Below are 19,513 nucleotides of genomic sequence, written 5' to 3' on the forward strand. Positions count from 1 at the left end.
CATGAACAAGTTCATCGCCGGGGCGGCCGTCGCAGGCATCGCGCTGCTGGCCGCGTTCCCCGTGCTGGTCGCGAACCCGTATTACATCCACCTCGTCGAGACGATCCTGATCTACGCGATCCTGCTGTTCGGCCTCGACATCGTCGTCGGCTACACGGGCCAGGTGTCGCTGGGCCACGCCGGCCTGTTCGGCGTGGGCTCGTACGTGACCGGCGTGCTCGTGATGAAGCTGGGCGCCGCGTGGTGGCTCACGCTCCCCGCCAGCATCGCGGGCGCCGCGCTGTTCGGCGCCATCCTCGCCCTGCCCGCGCTGCGCGTGACGGGGCCGTATCTCGCGATGGTGACGCTGGCCTTCGGTACCATCGTGCAGATCCTCATCAACGAGATGACCTTCCTCACCGAAGGTCCGATGGGCATCATGCTGACGAAGCCCAGCGTCGCCGGCCACGAACTGACGGAAGTCGAGTACTACTATGCCGTCGCCGCGCTGATGATCGTGTCGCTGCTGCTCGTGCACCGGCTGCTGAAATCGCACATCGGCCGCGCGTTCGAGGCACTGCGCGACAGTCCCATCGCGTCGGACTGCATGGGCGTGTCCGTCTACCGTTATAAAGTCTATGCGTTCGTGATCAGCGCCGGCTTCGCGGGTCTCGCCGGCAGCCTGTATGCCTACTCCGAGCAGTACATCTCGCCCAACACGTACAACTTCGAGCTGACGATCCTGTTCCTGCTGGCGGTGATCATGGGCGGCCGCAAGACGAGAAGCGGCGCGCTGATCGGCGCCGTCATCGTCGTGATGCTGCCCAGCCTCCTCTCCGACATCGACCTGTTCCGCCGCATCGCCGTCGGCGCCGCGATCCTCGCCGTCGTCGTGGCCGGCCTGCTGCTGGCGCGCCGCAAGACGACCGTGCGCCGCATCGCCGTGCCCGTCGTGGCCACGCTGGCGCTGGCCGTCGTCTCGTACAAGCTGCAAAGCATGGTCGACTGGCGCCTGACGATCTTCGGCCTCATGACGCTGTTCGTCGTCTACTACCTGCAGGAGGGCATCGTGGGCTTCCTGCGCGACCTGCTCGGGCGCGGCCGCACACATGCGCGCGCGCTGGCGGACCATGGCGGCGATCCGTTCGCCGGCGTGCCGCAAGGGGAAGGCGCGAGCGGCGACCTGCTGAAAGTCGACCAGGTGCTGATGCAGTTCGGCGGCCTGAAGGCGCTGAACCAGGTCGACCTGACCGTCGCGCGCGGCACCGTGCACGGCCTGATCGGCCCGAACGGTTCCGGCAAGAGCACGATGATGAACGTCCTCACCGGCATTTATAAACCGACGGCCGGCCAGGTGTTCTTTGCCGGCGGCGGCATCACGGGCCGCACGCCGGCGCAGATCGCGCTGGGCGGCATCGCGCGGACGTTCCAGAACGTGCAGCTGTTCGGCGAGATGACGGCGACGGAAAACATCCTCGTCGGCCTGCACCACAGCTTCCGCTCGAACGTGTTCGACGCCATGCTGCACACGCCGCGCCGCCGGCGCGAGGAACTGGCGGCGCGCGCGCGGGCGGCCGCGATCCTGCAGTTCGTCGGCCTCGCCGACCTCGCGGACGAGGAAGCCCGCAACCTCCCCTACGGCAAGCAGCGCCTGCTGGAGATCGGCCGCGCACTGGCGCTCGACCCGCGCCTGCTTCTGCTGGACGAACCGGCCGCGGGCCTGACGGCGCCGGACATCCGCGAGCTGATGGCCATCATCCGCAAGATCCGCGACCACGGCATCACCATCGTCCTTATCGAACACCACATGGACGTCGTGATGGCGATCTCGGACACCGTCACCGTGCTGGATTTCGGCCAGAAGATCGCCGAAGGCACGCCGGCACGCGTGCAGTCCGATCCGCGCGTGATCGAAGCCTACCTGGGCGGCGCGGGCGAACCGGCCGCATCCACCACTGCCGCCGTCTGAGGAGACCGCATGCTCATCATCGACAACCTGCACGCGGCCTATGGCAAGGTCGAAGTGCTGCACGGGATCTCGCTGGAAGTCCCGAAGGGCAAGCTCGTCACCCTGATCGGTTCCAACGGCGCCGGCAAGACGACGACCATGCGCGCCATCTCCGGCATGATCAAGCCGCGCGGCGGCAAGGTGCTGCTGGCCGGCCGCGACATCACCGGCATGGATTCGCACCGCATCGCGCGCGCGGGCCTCGCCCATTCGCCCGAAGGCCGGCGCGTGTTCGCGACGATGACCGTCACGGACAACCTGCTGCTGGGCGCCTTCCCGAGATTCACCCGCTCACGGCCGAAGGGCGACGTGCAGCACGACCTGGAACGGGCACTGGAACTGTTCCCGCGCCTGAAGGAACGCCGCACACAGCTGGCCGGCACCTTGTCCGGCGGCGAGCAGCAGATGCTCGCCATGGCGCGCGCCGTCATGATGAATCCGGACGTCGTGTTGCTGGACGAACCGTCGATGGGCCTCGCGCCCATCCTCGTCGACGAAGTCTTCCGCATCATCGCACGGCTGAAGACGGAAGGCGTGACGATGCTGCTCGTCGAACAGTTCGCGCAGGCCGCGCTGAACGTGGCCGATTACGGCTATGTGCTGGAGAACGGCAGCATCGCCGTGCACGGCCCCGCAACGAGCCTGAAGAACGATCCGAAGGTCGTCGCGGCCTACCTGGGCGGCGCCCACTGACGGATCGCGGCCGCCAGCGCATCGAGGTCTTCCGGGCCGTTGTACAGGTGCGGCGTCACCCGCACGATCTCGGTGCCGCCGAATTTGCGGATGACGGTGAAGATGCGGTGTTCGTCCATCAGCCGCCGCACGATCTCCGCGGCCGGGATGCCGTCGATGCCGAACGCGCCCAGTGCGCCGTGCAGGCGCGGATCGCGCGGCGTGTAGACGCGCACGCCCGGAAGATCGCGCACCTGGTCCATCCAGCGGCGCGCGAGCCAGCGCAGGCGGGCTTCCTTGTTGCGTGAGCCGATCGCCGCGTGGAACGCCAGCGCATCCTCGATCGCCATGATCGGCGCCGGGGGCACGGTACCGAACGCGCCCAGCTTGTCGATGTCGGTGCGGGCGAACGTCACGTCGCCGTACAGCGGCGCGATGTCGGCAATCCGTTCGCGCGCGATGTACAGCAACCCCGTTCCCAGCGGCGCGCCGACCCATTTGTGCAGGTTGAACGCGGCGAACGGCGTGCCCAGTTGCGGGATCCTGTAGTCCAGCTGCGCGAGCGCGTGGGCGCCGTCGACGATGGGGTCGATGCCACGCGCGCGGGCCAGCGCGGCCAGGCGCGCGACCGGCATGATGCGGCCCGTACGGTGCACGATGTGCGTGATCAGCAGCACGCGGGTGCGTGGCGTGATCGCGTCCGCGTACAGCGCTGCGATCGCATCTTCGTCTTCCAGGTCGTGGGGCACGTCGACCTCGATGACGCTCAGGCCCTTGCGCTCCGCGACCATGCGGACGATGTCGTGGCTGAAGTCATAGTCGTGGCGCGCCATCAGGATCGCGTCGCCCGGTTCGAACGGATAACCCTGGAACACGATGTTCAACGACTCGACGGCGCTGCGCGTGATCAGGAGCTCATCGTGCGCGACGCCGGTGAAGTCGGCGAGGAGCGCCTTCACGTGCGCGAGGCGCGCGGCCCAGCGCTTGCGCAGGAAGAACGCGTTCTCGGCGTCGACCTCGTCCTGGTAGCGCTTCAGTGCAGCGCGTACCGGATCGGCGGGCATGCCGAAATACCCGTTTTCCAGGTTGATGAAGTCGGGCGACCGCGTGTACTGGGCGCGGATCGTGGACCAGTACGATTCGTCGTCGGGGCGGATGTCGGGCAAGGCGGGCTCCTGTCGGCTGTGGCGCAACCGACATCATAGCCCGCCGCGCTCATTGCTGCAGGCGGCCCCCGAGCGCCAGCGCCGCCGCGAGATTGCGTGCAGCCCGGCGCAGGTTGTCCGCGCCCGCGGCCAGCGCCTCCGCGACGGAACACGGCCGGGCGACCGCCGCGACCACGACCTCGATGCCATGCGCGTACACGGCATCCGCGTCCACGGCGAGACTGCCGCCAATGGCGACGACGGGTTTTCCATGACGGCGCGCGACGTGCGCCACGCCCATCGGCGTCTTGCCGTGCACGGTCTGGCCGTCGATGCGGCCTTCTCCCGTCACGACGAGGTCCGCGTCGCGCACGGCGGCATCGAGCCCCACGGCCTCCGTCACGATCTCGACGCCGGGCTTGAGCTGCCCTTTCAGGAACACGACCATCGCGGCCGCGATGCCGCCGCCCGCGCCCGCGCCAGGGCGTTGCGCGATGTCCTGATCGAGGTCGCGTGCGATGACCTCCGCATAATGCGCGAGCGCGGCATCGAGCTGGGCGACCATCGCCGGCGTCGCACCCTTCTGCGGGCCGAACACGGCCGACGCGCCGCGCGGGCCGGTGAGCGGGTTGTCGACATCGCATGCGATCCGGAACTCGGCCTCGCGCACGCGCGGGTCAAGCCTGGAGGCGTCGATGCGGTCGAGGCGCGCCAGGTCCGCGCCGCCCGGACCGAGGTCCCTGCCGTCCGCGTCGAGCAGGCGCACGCCCAGCGCCTGCAGCATGCCGGCGCCGCCATCGTTCGTCGCGCTGCCGCCCACGCCCAGTATGAAACGCCGCGCGCCCGCATCGAGCGCCGCGCGGATGAGTTCACCCGTGCCGCGGCTAGTGGCCGTGCGCGGATCGCGCAGGTCGGGCGGCACGCCTTCCAGGCCGCTGGCCGCCGCCATCTCGATCACGGCAAGGTCACCGCTCACGCCGTAGAATGCATCGACCGTCTGGCCCAGCGGTCCCGTCACGCGCACCTCCACGCGCCGCCCGCCCGTCGCGTCCGTCAGGGCCTGCACGGTGCCCTCGCCGCCGTCGGCCATGGGCACCTTCACGTACCTGGCATCGGGCCAGACGTCGCGCATGCCGGCCTCGATGGCGTCGGCCACCTGCAGTGCCGTCAGGCTTTCCTTGAACGAATCGGGGGCGATGACAATCTTCATGGGCGTTCCTCAGCGGTTGACCAGGCGGGCCGGCACCCGGATCACGAGCACCGCGCCGACCAGCAGCACGGTCGATAGAATATACAGGGCGACGTCGGTACTGCCGGTGGTGTCCTTGATCCAGCCTACCAGGAAGGGGCTGACGAAGCCGGCCACCTGGCCCAGCGAATTGATCAGGGCCAGTCCGCCGGCCGCGGCGGCGCTGCCCAGGAAGGCGGCGGGCAGCGGCCAGAACATCGGCAGGCCGGTCAGCGCGCCCATCGTGGCCAGGGTCAGGCCGATCATCACGAGCACCACGTTGTGCGAGAAATTCGCCGCCAGCAGCAGGCCGGCCAGGGCCATCGCCATCGGCACGGCCAGGTGCCAGCGGCGCTCGCGGCGGGCATCGGCCGAGCGGCCGACGATCACCATGAAGATGCCGGCGAACAGATACGGCAAGGCGCTCAGCCAGCCCACCGTCGCGGGGTTGTCGAAGCCCAGTGCCTTGATGATCGAGGGCAGCCAGAAGTTGATCGCGTAGACGCCCATCTGGATGCTGAAATAGATCAGGCCCAGCATCCACACATGACCGTTGCGCAGTACGCTGGAAAAAGAGTGCACGGCGTGGCTGCTGGCGCGGCGGCCGTGCTCGTCGGCGTCGAGTGCCTGCTTCATCGCAGCCTTTTCATCGCTGGTCAGCCAGCGCGCATGCTGCAGGCCGTCGGACAGGAAGAACAGCACGGCCACGCCGAGGATCACGGTCGGCAGGCCCTGCAGCAGGAACAGCCACTGCCAGCCGGCCAGGCCGCCCTGGCCAGTCGCGAAATGGCTCAGCATCCAGCCCGACAGCGGGCCGCCGACCAGGCCCGAGACGGGAATCGCCGACATGAACAGGGCCATCACCTGGCCGCGCTTCTGCGACGGGAACCAGTTGGTGAAGTAAAACACCATGCCGGGGAAGAACCCGGCCTCGGCCACGCCGGTGAGGAAGCGCAGCGTGTAGAACGAGACGGGGCTGCTGACGAACATCATCGCCGCGGACAGGCCGCCCCACAGGATCATCATGGCGGCGATCCAGCGGCGCGCGCCGAGCTTGTGCAGGATGAGGTTGCTCGGTATGCCGCTGGTGACGTAGCCGATGAAGAAGATGCCGGCGCCGAGCCCGTACACGGTCTCGCTGAGTTTCAGGGCGTCGAGCATTTCCAGCTTGGCGAAGCCGACGTTGACCCGGTCCAGGTAGTTGAACAGGTAGCAGATGAAGATGAAGGGGATCAGGCGCCAGGTCGCCTTGCGGTATCCGCGTTCGAGGATGGCCGGATCGGCGAAGCCCGCCGGATGGGCCGCGCCCGTGCTCATGCTGTTGCTCATATTTGTCTCCGTGATGACCGCCATAAGTCGGGCGGCAGACAGCATTATGACGAAAGCGGCACCGCAAATCCTCGGCGGGCGGCACGAGACACGCCGGCTTTTTACGCTTGCTGATTGGGCATCTGCACAAAAGTGTTCATGTAAGCATAACATTCGCATGCCGGTCTTTGGCGCTTGGCACAGTTGCGACGATCGGCTAGCATGCGTGCATGCTCGAACTCAGCGCCCGTCTCGCCCAGGACATCGTCAGCCGCACGATGCGGATCATCCCGTTCAACGTCAACGTGATGGATGCGCGCGGCGTGATCCTGGCCAGCAGCGACGCCGCCCGGGTCGGGGAGCTGCACGACGGCGCCCTGCTCGCGCTGGCGCGGCGTGCGACGGTCGAGGTGGACGCGGCCTCGGCACCGCGCATGCACGGCGCACGGCCCGGCATCAACCTGCCGCTGGTCGTGGGTGGCCAGATGTGTGGCGCGGTGGGCCTGAGCGGCGAGCCCGACGCCGTCCGCCAGTTCGGCGAACTGGTGCGCCTGACGGCCGAGATGATCCTCGAGCAGGCCAGCCTGGCCGGGGAGTTGCAGCGCGACAGCCGCTATCGCGAAGCCTTCGTGCTGAACCTGATCCGCGGCGATGCCGACGGGCGGCCCGAGCTGGAAGCCTGGGCGCGGCGCCTCGGCCTGGACTTCGGGCGGGTGCAGGCGGTCTTCCTCCTCGAGCTGCGCGCCGATCCCGCCGACGCCGAACAGACGATCAGCGAGCTCCAGCGCCTGCAACTGGCCCTGCTGGCGCGCCAGCCGGCCCTGCTGTCGGCCAGCACCGGTTCGTACGACATGGTGATCCTGGATGCGTTCGAAGCCGACGCCGCCACCGTCGAAGCGGCGGCGCGGCGGCGCCAGGCTGCGCTGGCCGCGCTGGTGCAGGACCTGTGCGTACTGCCCTTCACCCTGACGATGGGGCTGGCCGCGCGCGGCGTCGACGCGGCGGCGGTGTCCTGGCAGAGCGCACGCACGGCCGCACGCATCGGTCGCCGGCGCGATCCGGCCCGTACGGTGTGGAGCCATTACGAGCTGGCGCTGCCCGTACTCCTGTCGGGCCTGGACACCGGCTGGCAGGCCGCGCAATTGCGCCTGCCGGTGGCGCGCCTCGCCCGCGACCGCAGCGGCGCGACCCTGCGGCGCACGCTGGACGCCTGGTTCGCCCACAACGAAAGCGCGGCCGCCACCGCCGCTGCCCTGCACATCCACCGGAATACCCTCGATTACCGGCTGCGCCGGGTCGAGGAATTGACCGGCCTGCTGCTCGCGCGTGCGGAGGACCGCCTGCTTCTGTACGTGTCGTCGCTGCTAAGCCAGGTTTAAGCGACAAAGTATTGCAGCATCAACAAAAACCAGTCGATAATCCGGCGACCCCGACCCAAGGAGACCGCCATCCGCTCACCGCTCCTCCGCCTGCGCCTGCGCTGGTACGCCGTCAGCACGGCGCGCCTGTTGCTGCGCCGCTGGCAGGCCATCACGCTCGTCATGGGCGTGCTGGCGTCGGCCAACGCGTCCGCATTCGGCAACCTCGACACGTTTGCCCGCCCGCTCCTGACACTGGTCGCACCGGGCCACGGCGCCGCATGGCGGATCGGCTATCTGCTCGGCCTGCTGCTGCTTGCCGTCGCCTGGGCCGCCATGCAGCGCGACCAGATCGCGGGCGGTCCGTTCATGGCCTTCGCCGGATCGCTGCCGTTCACGCCGCGCCAGCGCCGCAACGCCGATCTCGCGGTACTGCTGCTGGCCGATTCGCCGCTGCTGCTCATCACGGCGAGCGCGCTGGGACTCGCGGCCGGCCGCGGCGCACCGGCCGCGCATGCCGTGCTGTTGTGCGACGTCGCGCTGCTGGCCCTCGTCGCGCAACGGGCCGTGCTGGAACGACGGCTTGACGCGTGGATGGGCGTCGCGGCCGGGGCGATGCTGACGGGAGCATGTTTCGGCACGCGCCTGTACCTTGCCGCGAACCTGCTCGTCGGCACGGCGGCATTGCTTGCGCTGGTCCTGGCGCCGCGCCCGCGCGCGCAGCGGCGTGCAGGGCGGCCGCGCGCGCGCCGTGCAAGTCCGCTCACCCTGGGCGGGCGCCATGGCGCCGCGCTGCAGATATCGCTCGCGATCCTCGTACGCGAACGCCGCGGCGAGATGGTCGCAAAAGGCTTGAGCGCCGCTGCCGTCGTGGCGGCGGCCATCGGCCTCGTGACCCTGTTCGACCGGGATATGCGCAGCTTTCCCACCGTGCTGCTGGCCGAGGGATGCGTCGCCCTGACGTTCAGCGGCCTGTTTCGCGGCCTGCACCTCGCGCACCGGGCAAGCATGGGCTACGTGGGCGCGCTGCCGCTGCCCGCGGACTGGTGGCGCCCGTACGACCTCGTGGCCGTGCTCGCGGCCGCCCTGCCGTTCCTGGCCGCGCTGACGGCATACGCCCGGGCCATCGGCGCCGCGCCGCCCGCGCACCTGGCGGCGGCGCTGGCCGCGAACGCGGCCCTGCTGTGCGCACTGCGCACGCCCCAATTGATCAGCGACCGGCATGCCGTCGTCCTGGCGACCGTGCTGGCGGGCTGCTGGACGGCGGCGACGATGGCGTACCTGCTTTAGGAGAAGACCGTGCTGCGCTTCGAGAACGTGAGCAAATCGTATGGATCCCGTCCCGTCCTGCAAGGGAGAACGGGACACTTCGCAGCCGGCGCTTACGCGTTGCGGGGTCCGAACGGCATCGGCAAATCGACGCTGCTGCGCGCGCTGGCCGGCGTGGACGAGGCGGACGGCGGCGACATCGTCATCGACGGGCACGCCCTGGGCGCACAACCGGCCGCCGCGAAATCCCGGCTGTCCTACGCGCCGGACGAGTGTCCCGTGTACCCGTTCGTCACGGGCCGCGAACTGCTGGCGTTCGTGGCCTGGGCCAAGCGCTGCGCCATCCCGGACAAGGTCACGCACATCGTCGAGCGCTTCGGCCTCGCCCGCCATCTCGACACGCGCTGCGGCGCCATGTCGCTGGGTACGCAAAAGAAGCTGATGCTGGCGGCAGCGTGGATCGGGGAACCCGCCGTGCTGCTGCTCGACGAACCGTCCAACGGCCTCGATGCGGACGCGCGCGCCGTGCTCATCGACCTGCTGGCGGCGCAGCGGGAAAGCTCGGTCGTCTTCATGTCCACGCACGACAAGGCGTTCGCGGATGCGATCGGCGCGGCGGTAGTGGAATTCGAAACCCTGACGGATCGTGAACATGTCGTGCACTCTGCAGTTTAGACGCGCAACCCACGCCGACATCCCCGCCATGTCGCGCATCCGCCTGGCCGTCACCGAGAACGCCTTGCGCGACCCCACGCGGATCACCGTCGCGATGTACGAGGATTACCTGGAACGGTCGGGCCGCGGCTGGGTCGCGGAAGCGGATGGCGAGATCGTCGGGTTCAGCTACGCGGACAATGCGAACGCTTCGATCTGGGCGCTCTTCATCCAGCCGGGCCAGGAAGGACGTGGACTCGGCAAGGCATTGCTCGAGCAGGCGACGGACTGGCTGTTCGCGCAAGGCCACGCGCAGATCCGCCTGACGACGGGCGCCGGCACCCGCGCGGACCGCTTTTATGCGGCCCGGGGCTGGCGCCGCGATCCCGTCGGCGAGTCCGAGATCGCGTACACGCTGGCGCGGCCGGTGGTATCCTTGACGCCATGACTACCGATTCCGACATTGAACTGTCCGGCCCATTCCAGGCCAAGGACGCCAACGGCCGTACCCTCGACGTCAAGTCGATCCGCATTTTCGACGAGGGCTACGGGATCATCGACGTATACGTGAAATTCAAGGACCGGCTCGAGCCCGGCGCCTACAAGGATCCCGTGCTCGTGCGCGCCATCATCGAGCGGCTGCGCGCCGTCGGCTACAAGGGGCCGGACTTCGGCCACAGCGATCCGGGCCTGCAGGAGAGCCGTCTCATCGTGCTCGAAGCGCCCGAGGAATTCGCGCCGTTCGCTAAAGCCAAGGGCTGGAAGAACCTCGCCGAGGACTTCGACGAATAACGTGTCATTTCCCGCCGATCTGGTCCCCGGCGAAATCAGATTGTTTCGTGATACACGCGCCGGCCGCCTTGCGGTTGGCGTGCTCCGCCCTAGACTGGGATGACCACACCGGCGGCCGACATCGTGCCGTTGCGACGCGATGCCTGACCGAAGTCTCCATGCACTTCGTGAAGGAACGATCATGCGTCACCTGTCCCTGATGCTTATTCCCGCCCTGCTCCTGCCCGCGTCCGGCACGCAGGCGCAAACCCTGCGGACGGACGACCCCGTCGCCGTCGTCCAGGTCAAACCACTCGACGGGCCCTACCGCCTGCGCAACGAACAGGCCCGGCAGATCGCGGGCACGTACGAGATGTCGAACGGCTGGTCCATCGACGTGCGTCCCGACATGCGCCACGTGGACGTCGCCATCGACAGGAACAGGCCGCTGCGGCTCCTCGCGGTTTCGTCCAGAAAATTCGTATCCGGCGACGGCAATGTGACCATGGAATTCAGCCACGGCAACGACGACAACGACATGACGTTGCGCTATGTGCCAGGCCTGGGCATGGCCGAAGTCGTACTCACCTCGGCATCGTTCGCGCAGCGCTAGGGCCGCGACGCCCCGAACAGGTCGTGCGCATCGAGGATCGCGTACGTGATCTCGGGATGACGCTCCAGCACCTTGCGCACGGCCGCCGGCACGGATTGGCGCACCTTCTTGCACAGGCCGGGGCGGTCTTCCAGCACGATGAGGATGCCGCGCAAGGTGCGCACTTCGTTCGGGCCGGGCGTGATTCTCAATTCCACGCCGAGGTTGGCGCGGATGCGGTCTTGCAGGCGCTGGAGCTCGGCGTAACTGGAGACGGCGTCGATGCGGTCGAGCAGCTTTTGCTCTTCCGTGCGCGTGAGGCGCAGCGGGCGCAGGTCCGCGTCCGGATCGGCGAGCAGGATCTCGCGCTCGCAGACGCAGGCGCCGGGGGGACATTCGGTGCGGATGGGTATCGATGCTTGTTGCAACATGGGTTCACGCTGTCAACGGATTGCTCGTCCGGGAAGCTAGTGTATCTCATTCAGCACACCCGCCATGCGCTGCCAGTGCGAGCCCTTCCAGAACACGCCGTGGCAACAGTCGCACGTGCTGAACTCGTCCTGCGTCGCAGCCACGCGCGGCGGCAGCCGGTCCAGCACCTCTTCTTTTGCGATGGACCGCAGCGGCGCATTGCACGACAGGCACAGCGTGAACGGGCGCATGCGCTCGGCCAGGCCGAAGCGCTCGACCACTTCGCGTAATTGCTCCTCCGCCTTCAGCGCCCGCACGTAGCAGCCGTGCGCGATGCCGCGGCGCTTGAGCAGTTCGCGGTCGCGCGTCAGCACTGCGCGGCCATCGTCGAGCGCGATCGCTTCGACCTCGGCGTCGTTCAACGTATTGCGGTAGATGGTGTCGAACCCCGCCATTCTCAACAGCCGCGCGAGGCCGCCGAGGTGCGCATCCGCGACGAAGCGCGCGCGGCCCGGCGGACGCTGGTCCAGCCGCGCCACGTCGGCCACGTCGAAGGACGTGAAGCGCGGATAGACGGCGATGCGGTCGCCCTCTTCCAGGATGTCGTCCAGGCCCCTCGGTTCGCCGTTCAGGAGCACGAGCTCGACCTCCGTGTGCGGCACCCCGAGCGCCTCGATCATGTGCTTGGTCGTGGCGGCACGCGCGCAGGGCGTCGCGAAGGAGCGTCCGCGCCGCTCGCGCGCGAGGAAGTCGTTCAGCTCGCCGTAGAAGCGGAAGGTCGCGCTGACCATGATTCGTCCGTGCCGCGCAGCACGTCCAGTGCGTTCGGCACCGAATGGCCTTCGGCCGTGTTATCGAAGATGCACCAGAGATCCGCGCCGGGCTGCGCCATCGCCGCGATCCTCTGCTCGACCTCGCGCAGGAACGCCGGCGGATAGGACGAATAATAGATGCGCGGCGTGCCGTGCAGGCGGATGTACGTCGACGCCGTCGTCGGCTCATGGGGTCCCGGCTGGCCGGCGGGGGGATCGGCCATCACGCGCGTGACGCCATGTTCGCGCAGCAGCGCGGTCGCCGTGTCGCCGAACCACGTCGGATGGCGGCCTTCCAGCGCGAGCATGCAGGGGAAGCGTGCGCGCAGGCGCGGCAGGAAATCGGCGACGGTGTCCGCATCGAACGCGCCGCTGGGCGGCAGCTGGACGAGCACGCAGCCCAGTTTCGGCCCCAGTTCGCCCGCCTCGCGCACGAAGCGGTCGAGCAACTCGTCCGCGTCGCGCAGCTTCGCCTCGTGCGTGATCGCCTTCGGCAGCTTGACGGAGAAACGGAAGGTGTCCGGCACGCTGGCGGCCCAGCGGGCGTAGGTCTGCGGCTGGTGCGGGCGGTAGAACGACGAGTTGATCTCGACGGCCGGGAACACGGCCGCGTAACGTTCGAGGTGGCTGCCTTCGACGGGGAACGCGGCCGCCACTTCCTTGTTGAGGCCCCAGCCGGCGCAGCCGATCAGGGGCCGATTGACTGCCGTGGATTGCAATTCGCTCATCTGGACCCATGTTGGAGGGCATCCGCCCGGCATCCGATTCTATGCCGAACAGCATGATGGACGGCGCACGCGCCACCGGGCTTAGAATATCGATCACGAACAGGAGGAAACACCATGGCCGAGTCCCTGCACATCGTCTGTCCGCACTGCGACGCCGTCAACCGCGTCGCGGGCGAGCGCCTGGCCGACCAGCCCGTCTGCGGCAAATGCGCGAAGGCGCTGTTCACGGCCCAGCCGACCGACGTCTCGTCCCCCGTTTCGACAAGCACGTCGGGCGCAACGACATCCCCGTCCTCGTCGACTTCTGGGCCGCGTGGTGCGGCCCCTGCCGCATGATGGCGCCCGCGTACGCCCAGGCCGCTGGCCGGCTGGAGCCGCACGTACGGCTGCTGAAGGTCGACACGGAAGCGTCGCAGGACCTGGCCGCGCGCTACAACATCCGCAGCATCCCGACCATCGCGCTGTTCCAGGGCGGCCGCGAGATCGCACGCCAGGCTGGGGCGATGGATGCGAACCGGCTCGTCGCGTGGGTGCAGCAGACGGCGCGCGCCGCCTGAGCGGCCGATCGGTTATCGTAATGGCAATCTAAAACCCGGAGAGATCATGGCCCAGGAACTCGTCTACGAACGCGGCCTCGAGGATGCCAAGCAGTTCGCCCGCATCCTGTACGTCGCGCACGCGCTCACCTTTTTCTTTTCGCTCGGCATGCTGTCGATCCTGGTGCTGATCGTGAATTACATCCGGCGGCCGGACACGGCGGGGACGATGGTGTACAGCCACCACACGTGGATGATCCGGTCGTTCTGGTTCTACCTGATCTGGATGGCGGTCGCCGTGGTGCTTGCCATCACGATCATCGGGATTCCGATCGCGTGGCTCGTCGGTGCAGGCGCCTGGGTATGGATGGCCTACCGGATCATCCGCGGGTTCCTCGACCTGAACAACAATCGCGCGATGCCGGTGTGATCAAAGCTTGCCGAGGGCCTGCCCGATGTCGGCGATGAGGTCCTCGGTGCCTTCGAGGCCGATGTTGAAGCGCACGAGCGGCCCCGTATCGGGCCAGTTGCGCCGCATTCCCTGCATCCGGTACGGCACCGCGAGACTGTGCGTCCCGCCCCAGCTGTACCCGATGCCGAACAGTTCCAGCGCATCGACGAAGCGGTCGACCTGCCCGCTCGAATAACGCGCGTCGAATACCACGGAGAACAGGCCGCCCGCGCCCGTGAAATCGCGCTGCCACACGTCGTGGCCGGGGCAGTCCTCGAATGCCGGGTGCAGTACCTTCGCGATTTCGGGACGGCCCTTGAGCCATTGCGCCACCTTGCGCGCGGACGCATCGTGTGCATCGAAGCGCAGCTTCATCGTTTCCAGGCCGCGCAGGACGAGGTACGCATCGTCCGCGCCCACGCCCATGCCGAGGCGCATGTGCGACGCCGCGATGCGGTCGTTGATGGCCGTGTCGCGCGTGATCACTGCGCCCATCAGCACGTCCGAACCGCCCGACTGGTATTTGGTCAGCGCCTGCATGACGATGTCGGCGCCGACGTCGAAGCCGCGCAGCGCGAGGCCCGCGGCCCACGTGTTGTCCAGCGCGACAAGAATACCCGGCGCCTTCTGTTTCGCTGCCGCGCCGATCGCGGGCAGGTCCGGCACTTCCATCGACACGGAGCCCGGCGCCTCGGTCCAGATCAGCTTCGTGTTCGGCTGGATCAACTCTGCAATGCCCGCGCCCGCGAGGGGATCGTAGAAGCGCGCAGAGACTCCATAATCGGTCGCCAGCCAGCGTCCCAGCTCGCGCGTGGGGTTGTAGACGTTATCGGGCAGCAGGACATCGTCGCCCGCCTTCAGCAGCGCGAGCAGGATCATCGAGATCGCGGCGAGGCCGGACGGCGCCAGCAGGCAGTGCGTGCCGCCTTCGATGGCCGCCAGGCGCGCTTCCAGCGTGAAGGTCGTCGGCGTGCCGTGCAGGCCGTAGGTATAGGCCTGCTTGCTGCGCCAGTCGCCCGAGCGCAGGCTGGCCACATCCTTGAACAGGACCGTGGACGCGTGGTGGATCGGCGTCGGGTAGGCGGCGAAGCCTTCCGGCGGGCGGTAGTCGCTGTGGGTGAGCGCGGTCTGGATCGACTTCTTCGTCACGTCGCTGCCTCTCCGCCCGCGGCGATCAGGCGACCGTCGCCCACAGGTCGTGCGCATCCGCCTTCGTCACGACCACCTCGATGAACTCGCCCACGGCCGGCTTGGCCTTGCCCGGCGTGAGGGCGCGCTTGATGTGGACGACGCCGTCGATTTCCGGCGCATCCGCAGCCGAGCGCCCGACCGCTTCGCGCGGGCCCACTTCGTCGACGAGCACGCGGATCGTCTTGCCGACCTTCGCCTGCAGGCGTTGCGCGGAGATCTCTTCCTGCAGCAGCATCACGCGCGCGCGGCGCTCTTCCTTGACCTCGTCCGGCACCGGATTCGCGATGTCGTTCGCCGTCGCGCCTTCGACCGGCGAGTATGCAAAGCAGCCCAGGCGGTCGATCTGCGCTTCCTTCAGGAAGTCCAGCAGGTATTCGAATTCCGCGTCCGTCTCGCCCGGGAAGCCGGCGATGAACGTGGAGCGGATCGTCAGGTCCGGGTTCATCTTGCGCCATGCCTGGATGCGGTCGAGGTTCTTTTCGCCGCTGGCCGGGCGCTTCATGCGTTTCAGGACGTCCGGATGCGCGTGCTGCAGCGGGATGTCGAGGTAAGGCACGACGTTCTCGCCCATGAACGGGATCACCTGGTCCACGTGCGGGTACGGGTACACGTAGTGCAGGCGCACCCACGCGCCGTACTGCTTCGCCATCTGGCCCAGCGCTTCCGTCAGCTGCGTCATGTGCGTCTTGACGGGGCGGCCGTTCCAGAAGCCGGTGCGGAACTTGACGTCCACACCGTACGCGCTCGTGTCCTGCGAGATCACGAGCAGTTCCTTCACGCCGGCCTTGAACAGGTTCTCCGCTTCCTGCAGCACGTCGTGGATGGGACGCGACACGAGGTCGCCGCGCATCGACGGGATGATGCAGAAGCTGCAGCGGTGATTGCAGCCTTCCGAAATCTTCAGGTAGGCGTAGTGCTTGGGCGTGAGCTTGACGCCGTGGTCCGGCACCAGGTCGATGAACGGGTCGTGCGGCTTGGGAAGGTGCGTGTGCACGGATTCCATCACTTCGGCCACGGCATGCGGGCCGGTCACCGCGAGCACCTTCGGGTGCACCTTGGTGATGATGTCGCTGCCCGACGCATCTTTCTTGGCGCCCAGGCAACCGGTGACGATCACTTTACCGTTTTCAGCCAGCGCCTCGCCGATCGCATCCAGCGATTCCTGCACGGCCGCGTCGATGAAGCCGCAGGTGTTGACGATCACGAGGTCCGCGCCGGCATACGACTTGGCGGTCTCGTAACCCTCCGCGCGCAGCTGCGTGAGGATCTGTTCGGAGTCGACGAGCGCTTTCGGGCAGCCGAGCGAGACGAAACCGACCTTGGGCGGCGTCGCGGTGCCGGTGGCATCAAGGGTGGCAGGGAGGGGATTACGGCGGAGTTCTTGCATTGTCGGATTGCGGCAAACGTTCAGGGCAATCCGCGATTGTACAGGAAGCGGGGGCGGAGGGAAATCGGTGGCCTTCGAACGTCGCCCCTGCGGAGGCAGGGGCCCAATTTTCTTCGCGCTGCGGGAGCGCATTCAAACTTGGGTCCCCGCCTTCGCGGGGACGACGGAGGCTACTTATTTCTTCTCCGGCGGCACGCCGAACGGGAACGCGCCGAACATCGCCTTGCTCTGGCTCTGCATCTGCTCCTGCATCTGCAGGAACAGATTCTTGCTCTGGTCGATGTAGTTGTTCATCATGCCCTGCATCATCGGACCCTGGATGTTCATGAACTGGGTCCACATCTCGGTGCTGAACGGCTTGCCTTCCATCGCGCCCGTGGCCGAGCCGACGAATTTGTTCTGGATGTCGGTGAACGCCTGCACGTTCTTTTCCAGGTACGAGCCCATCATGCCCTGCATCGCGTGGCCGTAGTAGCGGATGATCTGGGACAGCACGCCGCTGGAGAACATCGGCACGCCATGCGCTTCCTCTTCGAGAATGATCTGCAGGAGGATGCTGCGGGTCAGGTCTTCGTTCGTCTTGGCATCCACGACCGTGAACTCGTCGGAATCGAGCACGAGTTGCTTCACGTCGGACAAAGTGATGTAAGAACTGGTCTGGGTGTCGTACAGCCGGCGGTTCGGATACTTCTTGATCAGGCGTTCAGTGCTTTTTTTGACACTACTCATCTCATTTCCATGTACAGCGCCGTAGCGCATTTTATAGCGCCGTGGCGCGTTTTTTTATGCGGCGACCGCGGGGATCTCCCGCGGCGTCTCCGATTCCAAGAGGATATCCGCTAAAAATACCACGTTGCGAACGCAGGTGCAGCAATTATTCGCTGAGCAACTGAATGATTTTTTTCGCAATGTGTTAGCGGTCCCTTCAATCGGCCCTGGCCTTGACGTAACGGCCCGGCGCCGGCTCGATCGCCGGATACTGCGCATTGCCCGGCTGGGCGGGCGGCGCGACTTCCTTGCCACCGTGTTCGACGAGGAATTTCGCCCATTCCGGCCACCAGCTGCCCTTTTTCTCGACGGCACCGGCAGACCAGTCCGCTGGCGTCTTCGGCCGCGTCTTGCCGCCCTCGTTGACCCAGTAGCTGCGCTTGTTCTTCGACGCCGGGTTGATCACGCCCGCGATGTGGCCCGACGCGCCGAGGACAAAACGGTTGTTCTTCGACTTTTTCGGGTTGAGCAGGCCCATCGACGCGAACGCCGCTTCCCACGGCACGATGTGGTCTTCCTTCGAGCCGTACAGGAAGGTCGGGCATTCGATGGCGCCCAGGTCGACCTTGACGCCGGCCACCGTCAGCGCGCCCGGCACCTTCAGCTTGTCTTCGAGATACGTGTTACGCAGGTACCAGCAATACATCGGGCCCGGCAGGTTCGTGCTGTCGGCATTCCAGTACAGCAGGTCGAACGCGGGCGGGGTCTTGCCTTTCAGGTAGTTCTGCTGGACATAGTTCCACACGAGATCGTTCGGACGCAGCGCCGAGAACGTCGTCGCCAGGTCGCGTCCCGGCATCAAGCCGCCGCGCGCCAGATGCTGTTCGCGCAGCTTGACCTGCGTTTCGTCGACGAACACGTCGAGCACACCCGTGTCCGAAAAGTCGAGCAAGGTCGTGAACAGGGACAGGCTCGCAGCCGGCTTCTGGCCGCGCGCGGCCAGCACGGCCAGCGCCGTCGCGGCAATCGTGCCGCCCACGCAGAAGCCGAACACATTGACCTTGTCCTGGCCCGTGATGCCGCGAGTGACGTCCAGCGCGCGGATCGCGCCCTGCTCCACGTAGTCGTCCCACGTCGTGCCGGCCAGGCTCTGGTCCGGATTACGCCACGACAGCATGAACACCGTATTGCCCTGCTCCACCAGGTAGCGGACGAGGGAGTTCTCCGGCTGCAGGTCGAGGATGTAGTATTTGTTGATGCACGGCGGCACCATCAGCAGCGGCACCTCGTGCACCGTCGGCGTTGTCGGCGTGTACTGGATCAGCTGGAACAGGTGATTCTCGAACACGACCGTACCCGACGTGATGCCAACGTTGCGGCCCACTTCGAACGCCGACTCGTCCGATTGCGAAATGCGACCCTTCTGCAGGTCAGCCAGCATGTTCTGCAGGCCTTTCGTGAGACTCTCGCCCTTGGTCTCGATCATTTTTTGCTGGGCTTCCGGATTTGTCGCGAGGAAGTTCGCGGGCGACATCGCGTCGACGATCTGCTGGACGGCAAAGCGGATCTTCTGCTTGTCGCGCGCCGGCGCTTCGACGGCCTCGGCCAGAGCCATGAGGAATTCGGAATTCAGCAGGTAAGACGCGACGCTGTACGCGGACATCGGATTCGCCGTCCACTCAGGCGCGGAAAAGCGGCGGTCGCTGAACGACGGCAACTTGCCCGTGACAAGGTCCTGCCACAGCTTCATCGCCTTTTGCAGGTAATCGTTACGCAGTGCTTCCAGCTTGCCCTGCGACAGTCCGGCGCCGATATCGCCCAGCATCTTGGCCACCGGTGCGAACGCCGCGGAGCCGTCGGCACCATCGGGGAGTTTCATCCAGGACTGCCAGGCGGAGGGATCGGTGAATTGCGCGAACGGGGCCATCCAGGGTGCTGCAAGCATCTGCGGGGTAGCATCAGGCGTATTCATAAGGCGTCCATTGTGTAGAATCGTTTTATCGACAGCAACCGGAGCATCGCATGTGGATCGTAGCCATAGGATGGATGTACGTCGTAACCCTGATGGCGGCGACGGAGCCGACTGTGGTTGGCGGCATTATGACTTTTTTCGGCTATGGCGTGTTGCCATTCTCAATCGTTTTTTACCTTGCGGGATCAAGACGGCGGCGCGCCCGTGCGGCACAGCCGGCGCTGAAGACAGCTGACGGCACGCCGGTCGTGCCCGTGGCAGGCTATGTCCCCGGCGCCGATGCCGGTGCGGCCGGGCATGGCTGCGATGGCGGCGGCTGCGCGGGGCACTGAG

Annotated in this window: 20 protein-coding genes and 1 pseudogene; 11 read left to right on the forward strand and 10 right to left on the reverse strand. The window is 67.0% G+C overall.

Annotated elements, in window-relative coordinates:
• Window position 1: 1 nt before the first annotated feature.
• Together P0M04_RS27850 and P0M04_RS27855 are read left to right on the forward strand one after the other, a co-directional pair.
• The gene (locus tag P0M04_RS27850; RefSeq protein ID WP_259451102.1) at window positions 2-1,948 is read left to right on the forward strand and encodes a branched-chain amino acid ABC transporter ATP-binding protein/permease; all 1,947 of its coding nucleotides are present in this window, start codon (window positions 2-4) and stop codon (window positions 1,946-1,948) included.
• 9 nt (window positions 1,949-1,957) lie between these two features.
• The gene (locus tag P0M04_RS27855) at window positions 1,958-2,680 is read left to right on the forward strand and encodes an ABC transporter ATP-binding protein (protein WP_259451101.1); all 723 of its coding nucleotides are present in this window, start codon (window positions 1,958-1,960) and stop codon (window positions 2,678-2,680) included.
• On the opposite strand, the gene P0M04_RS27860 is transcribed toward P0M04_RS27855, so the two are convergent.
• Genes P0M04_RS27860 through P0M04_RS27870 form a run of 3 tightly spaced genes read right to left on the reverse strand, consistent with a single transcriptional unit; the run spans window position 2,659 to window position 6,361 of the window.
• Entirely contained in the window at window positions 2,659-3,825 is a 1,167-nt protein-coding gene (locus P0M04_RS27860; protein WP_259451100.1) for an aminotransferase class V-fold PLP-dependent enzyme, read from the reverse strand. The genes P0M04_RS27855 and P0M04_RS27860 overlap by 22 nt on opposite strands.
• A gap of 49 nt (window positions 3,826-3,874) precedes the next feature.
• Window positions 3,875-5,014 carry a glycerate kinase gene (locus tag P0M04_RS27865; protein ID WP_259451099.1) on the reverse strand — a complete coding sequence of 380 codons (1,140 nt, stop codon included), beginning with the start codon at window positions 5,012-5,014 and terminating at the stop codon, window positions 3,875-3,877.
• A gap of 9 nt (window positions 5,015-5,023) precedes the next feature.
• Window positions 5,024-6,361 (reverse strand): MFS transporter, encoded by a 1,338-nt coding sequence (locus P0M04_RS27870; RefSeq protein WP_259451098.1) that lies wholly within the window; start codon window positions 6,359-6,361, stop codon window positions 5,024-5,026.
• Window positions 6,362-6,570: 209 nt separating this feature from the next.
• Between P0M04_RS27870 and P0M04_RS27875 the strand changes: the two genes are divergently transcribed.
• The 6 genes from P0M04_RS27875 to P0M04_RS27900 all read left to right on the forward strand — a co-directional run bounded on the left by P0M04_RS27875 (window position 6,571) and on the right by P0M04_RS27900 (window position 11,005).
• A complete protein-coding gene (locus P0M04_RS27875; protein WP_259451097.1) occupies window positions 6,571-7,719 on the forward strand; it encodes a sugar diacid recognition domain-containing protein in 1,149 nt (382 codons plus the stop codon).
• 129 nt (window positions 7,720-7,848) lie between these two features.
• Entirely contained in the window at window positions 7,849-8,988 is a 1,140-nt protein-coding gene (locus P0M04_RS27880) for a DUF6136 family protein (protein WP_259451096.1), read from the forward strand.
• Between the two features lie 9 nt (window positions 8,989-8,997).
• On the forward strand, window positions 8,998-9,642 hold the full coding sequence (locus tag P0M04_RS27885; protein WP_259451095.1) for an ABC transporter ATP-binding protein: 645 nt from the start codon (window positions 8,998-9,000) through the stop codon (window positions 9,640-9,642).
• A complete protein-coding gene (locus P0M04_RS27890) occupies window positions 9,620-10,069 on the forward strand; it encodes a GNAT family N-acetyltransferase (protein WP_259451094.1) in 450 nt (149 codons plus the stop codon). The genes P0M04_RS27885 and P0M04_RS27890 overlap by 23 nt, the downstream gene beginning before the upstream one ends.
• Window positions 10,066-10,413, forward strand: coding sequence for a hypothetical protein (locus P0M04_RS27895; protein ID WP_259451093.1), 348 nt, complete (start codon window positions 10,066-10,068; stop codon window positions 10,411-10,413). Before P0M04_RS27890 ends, P0M04_RS27895 begins: the two co-directional genes overlap by 4 nt.
• Window positions 10,414-10,594: 181 nt before the next feature.
• The gene (locus P0M04_RS27900) at window positions 10,595-11,005 is read left to right on the forward strand and encodes a hypothetical protein (RefSeq protein WP_259451092.1); all 411 of its coding nucleotides are present in this window, start codon (window positions 10,595-10,597) and stop codon (window positions 11,003-11,005) included.
• Here the strand turns inward: P0M04_RS27900 and P0M04_RS27905 are convergent.
• From P0M04_RS27905 to P0M04_RS27915, 3 genes are read right to left on the reverse strand one after another with little or no spacing between them, the layout of a single operon-like run.
• Window positions 11,002-11,415 carry a hypothetical protein gene (locus P0M04_RS27905; protein WP_259451091.1) on the reverse strand — a complete coding sequence of 138 codons (414 nt, stop codon included), beginning with the start codon at window positions 11,413-11,415 and terminating at the stop codon, window positions 11,002-11,004. The genes P0M04_RS27900 and P0M04_RS27905 overlap by 4 nt on opposite strands.
• A gap of 36 nt (window positions 11,416-11,451) precedes the next feature.
• Window positions 11,452-12,186, reverse strand: coding sequence for a Mut7-C RNAse domain-containing protein (locus P0M04_RS27910; protein WP_259451090.1), 735 nt, complete (start codon window positions 12,184-12,186; stop codon window positions 11,452-11,454).
• A complete protein-coding gene (locus P0M04_RS27915) occupies window positions 12,150-12,935 on the reverse strand; it encodes a DUF72 domain-containing protein (protein WP_259451089.1) in 786 nt (261 codons plus the stop codon). Before P0M04_RS27915 ends, P0M04_RS27910 begins: the two co-directional genes overlap by 37 nt.
• Before the next feature lie 114 nt (window positions 12,936-13,049).
• Here P0M04_RS27915 and trxC point away from each other — a divergent pair.
• Window positions 13,050-13,492 (forward strand): annotated as a pseudogene (gene trxC, locus P0M04_RS27920) (thioredoxin TrxC).
• Between the two features lie 46 nt (window positions 13,493-13,538).
• Window positions 13,539-13,901 (forward strand): DUF4870 family protein, encoded by a 363-nt coding sequence (locus P0M04_RS27925; RefSeq protein ID WP_259451087.1) that lies wholly within the window; start codon window positions 13,539-13,541, stop codon window positions 13,899-13,901.
• Here P0M04_RS27925 and P0M04_RS27930 read toward each other — a convergent pair whose 3' ends face one another.
• The 4 genes from P0M04_RS27930 to phaC all read right to left on the reverse strand — a co-directional run bounded on the left by P0M04_RS27930 (window position 13,902) and on the right by phaC (window position 19,180).
• Entirely contained in the window at window positions 13,902-15,071 is a 1,170-nt protein-coding gene (locus tag P0M04_RS27930) for a cystathionine beta-lyase (protein ID WP_259451086.1), read from the reverse strand.
• A gap of 25 nt (window positions 15,072-15,096) precedes the next feature.
• Complete coding sequence (rimO, locus tag P0M04_RS27935; protein WP_259451085.1) at window positions 15,097-16,500, reverse strand: 30S ribosomal protein S12 methylthiotransferase RimO; 1,404 nt, start codon at window positions 16,498-16,500, stop codon at window positions 15,097-15,099.
• 174 nt (window positions 16,501-16,674) lie between these two features.
• On the reverse strand, window positions 16,675-17,229 hold the full coding sequence (gene phaR / locus P0M04_RS27940) for a polyhydroxyalkanoate synthesis repressor PhaR (RefSeq protein WP_056131689.1): 555 nt from the start codon (window positions 17,227-17,229) through the stop codon (window positions 16,675-16,677).
• 196 nt (window positions 17,230-17,425) lie between these two features.
• Window positions 17,426-19,180: a class I poly(R)-hydroxyalkanoic acid synthase gene (gene phaC / locus P0M04_RS27945; protein ID WP_259451084.1), complete on the reverse strand. Its 1,755-nt coding sequence runs from the start codon at window positions 19,178-19,180 to the stop codon at window positions 17,426-17,428.
• Window positions 19,181-19,230: 50 nt separating this feature from the next.
• On the opposite strand from phaC, the gene P0M04_RS27950 reads away from it, so the two are divergent.
• A complete protein-coding gene (locus P0M04_RS27950; RefSeq protein ID WP_259451083.1) occupies window positions 19,231-19,512 on the forward strand; it encodes a hypothetical protein in 282 nt (93 codons plus the stop codon).
• Window position 19,513: the final 1 nt, after the last annotated feature.

The sequence above is a fragment of the Telluria mixta genome (assembly GCF_029223865.1).
GTDB classification, from domain to species: Bacteria; Pseudomonadota; Gammaproteobacteria; order Burkholderiales; family Burkholderiaceae_D; genus Telluria; species Telluria mixta.

Bases quoted from the DNA above. Each gene is read 5' to 3' on its own strand.
- P0M04_RS27850 (WP_259451102.1), top strand. From the start codon at position 2: ATGAACAAGTTCATCGCCGGGGCGGCCGTCGCAGGCATCGCGCTGCTG.
- P0M04_RS27855 (WP_259451101.1), top strand. From the start codon at position 1,958: ATGCTCATCATCGACAACCTGCACGCGGCCTATGGCAAGGTCGAAGTG.
- P0M04_RS27865 (WP_259451099.1), bottom strand. From the start codon at position 5,014: ATGAAGATTGTCATCGCCCCCGATTCGTTCAAGGAAAGCCTGACGGCA.
- P0M04_RS27870 (WP_259451098.1), bottom strand. From the start codon at position 6,361: ATGAGCAACAGCATGAGCACGGGCGCGGCCCATCCGGCGGGCTTCGCC.
- P0M04_RS27875 (WP_259451097.1), top strand. From the start codon at position 6,571: ATGCTCGAACTCAGCGCCCGTCTCGCCCAGGACATCGTCAGCCGCACG.
- P0M04_RS27890 (WP_259451094.1), top strand. From the start codon at position 9,620: ATGTCGTGCACTCTGCAGTTTAGACGCGCAACCCACGCCGACATCCCC.
- P0M04_RS27895 (WP_259451093.1), top strand. From the start codon at position 10,066: ATGACTACCGATTCCGACATTGAACTGTCCGGCCCATTCCAGGCCAAG.
- P0M04_RS27900 (WP_259451092.1), top strand. From the start codon at position 10,595: ATGCGTCACCTGTCCCTGATGCTTATTCCCGCCCTGCTCCTGCCCGCG.
- P0M04_RS27905 (WP_259451091.1), bottom strand. From the start codon at position 11,415: ATGTTGCAACAAGCATCGATACCCATCCGCACCGAATGTCCCCCCGGC.
- P0M04_RS27910 (WP_259451090.1), bottom strand. From the start codon at position 12,186: ATGGTCAGCGCGACCTTCCGCTTCTACGGCGAGCTGAACGACTTCCTC.
- P0M04_RS27915 (WP_259451089.1), bottom strand. From the start codon at position 12,935: ATGAGCGAATTGCAATCCACGGCAGTCAATCGGCCCCTGATCGGCTGC.
- P0M04_RS27925 (WP_259451087.1), top strand. From the start codon at position 13,539: ATGGCCCAGGAACTCGTCTACGAACGCGGCCTCGAGGATGCCAAGCAG.
- rimO (WP_259451085.1), bottom strand. From the start codon at position 16,500: ATGCAAGAACTCCGCCGTAATCCCCTCCCTGCCACCCTTGATGCCACC.
- phaR (WP_056131689.1), bottom strand. From the start codon at position 17,229: ATGAGTAGTGTCAAAAAAAGCACTGAACGCCTGATCAAGAAGTATCCG.
- phaC (WP_259451084.1), bottom strand. From the start codon at position 19,180: ATGAATACGCCTGATGCTACCCCGCAGATGCTTGCAGCACCCTGGATG.
- P0M04_RS27950 (WP_259451083.1), top strand. From the start codon at position 19,231: ATGTGGATCGTAGCCATAGGATGGATGTACGTCGTAACCCTGATGGCG.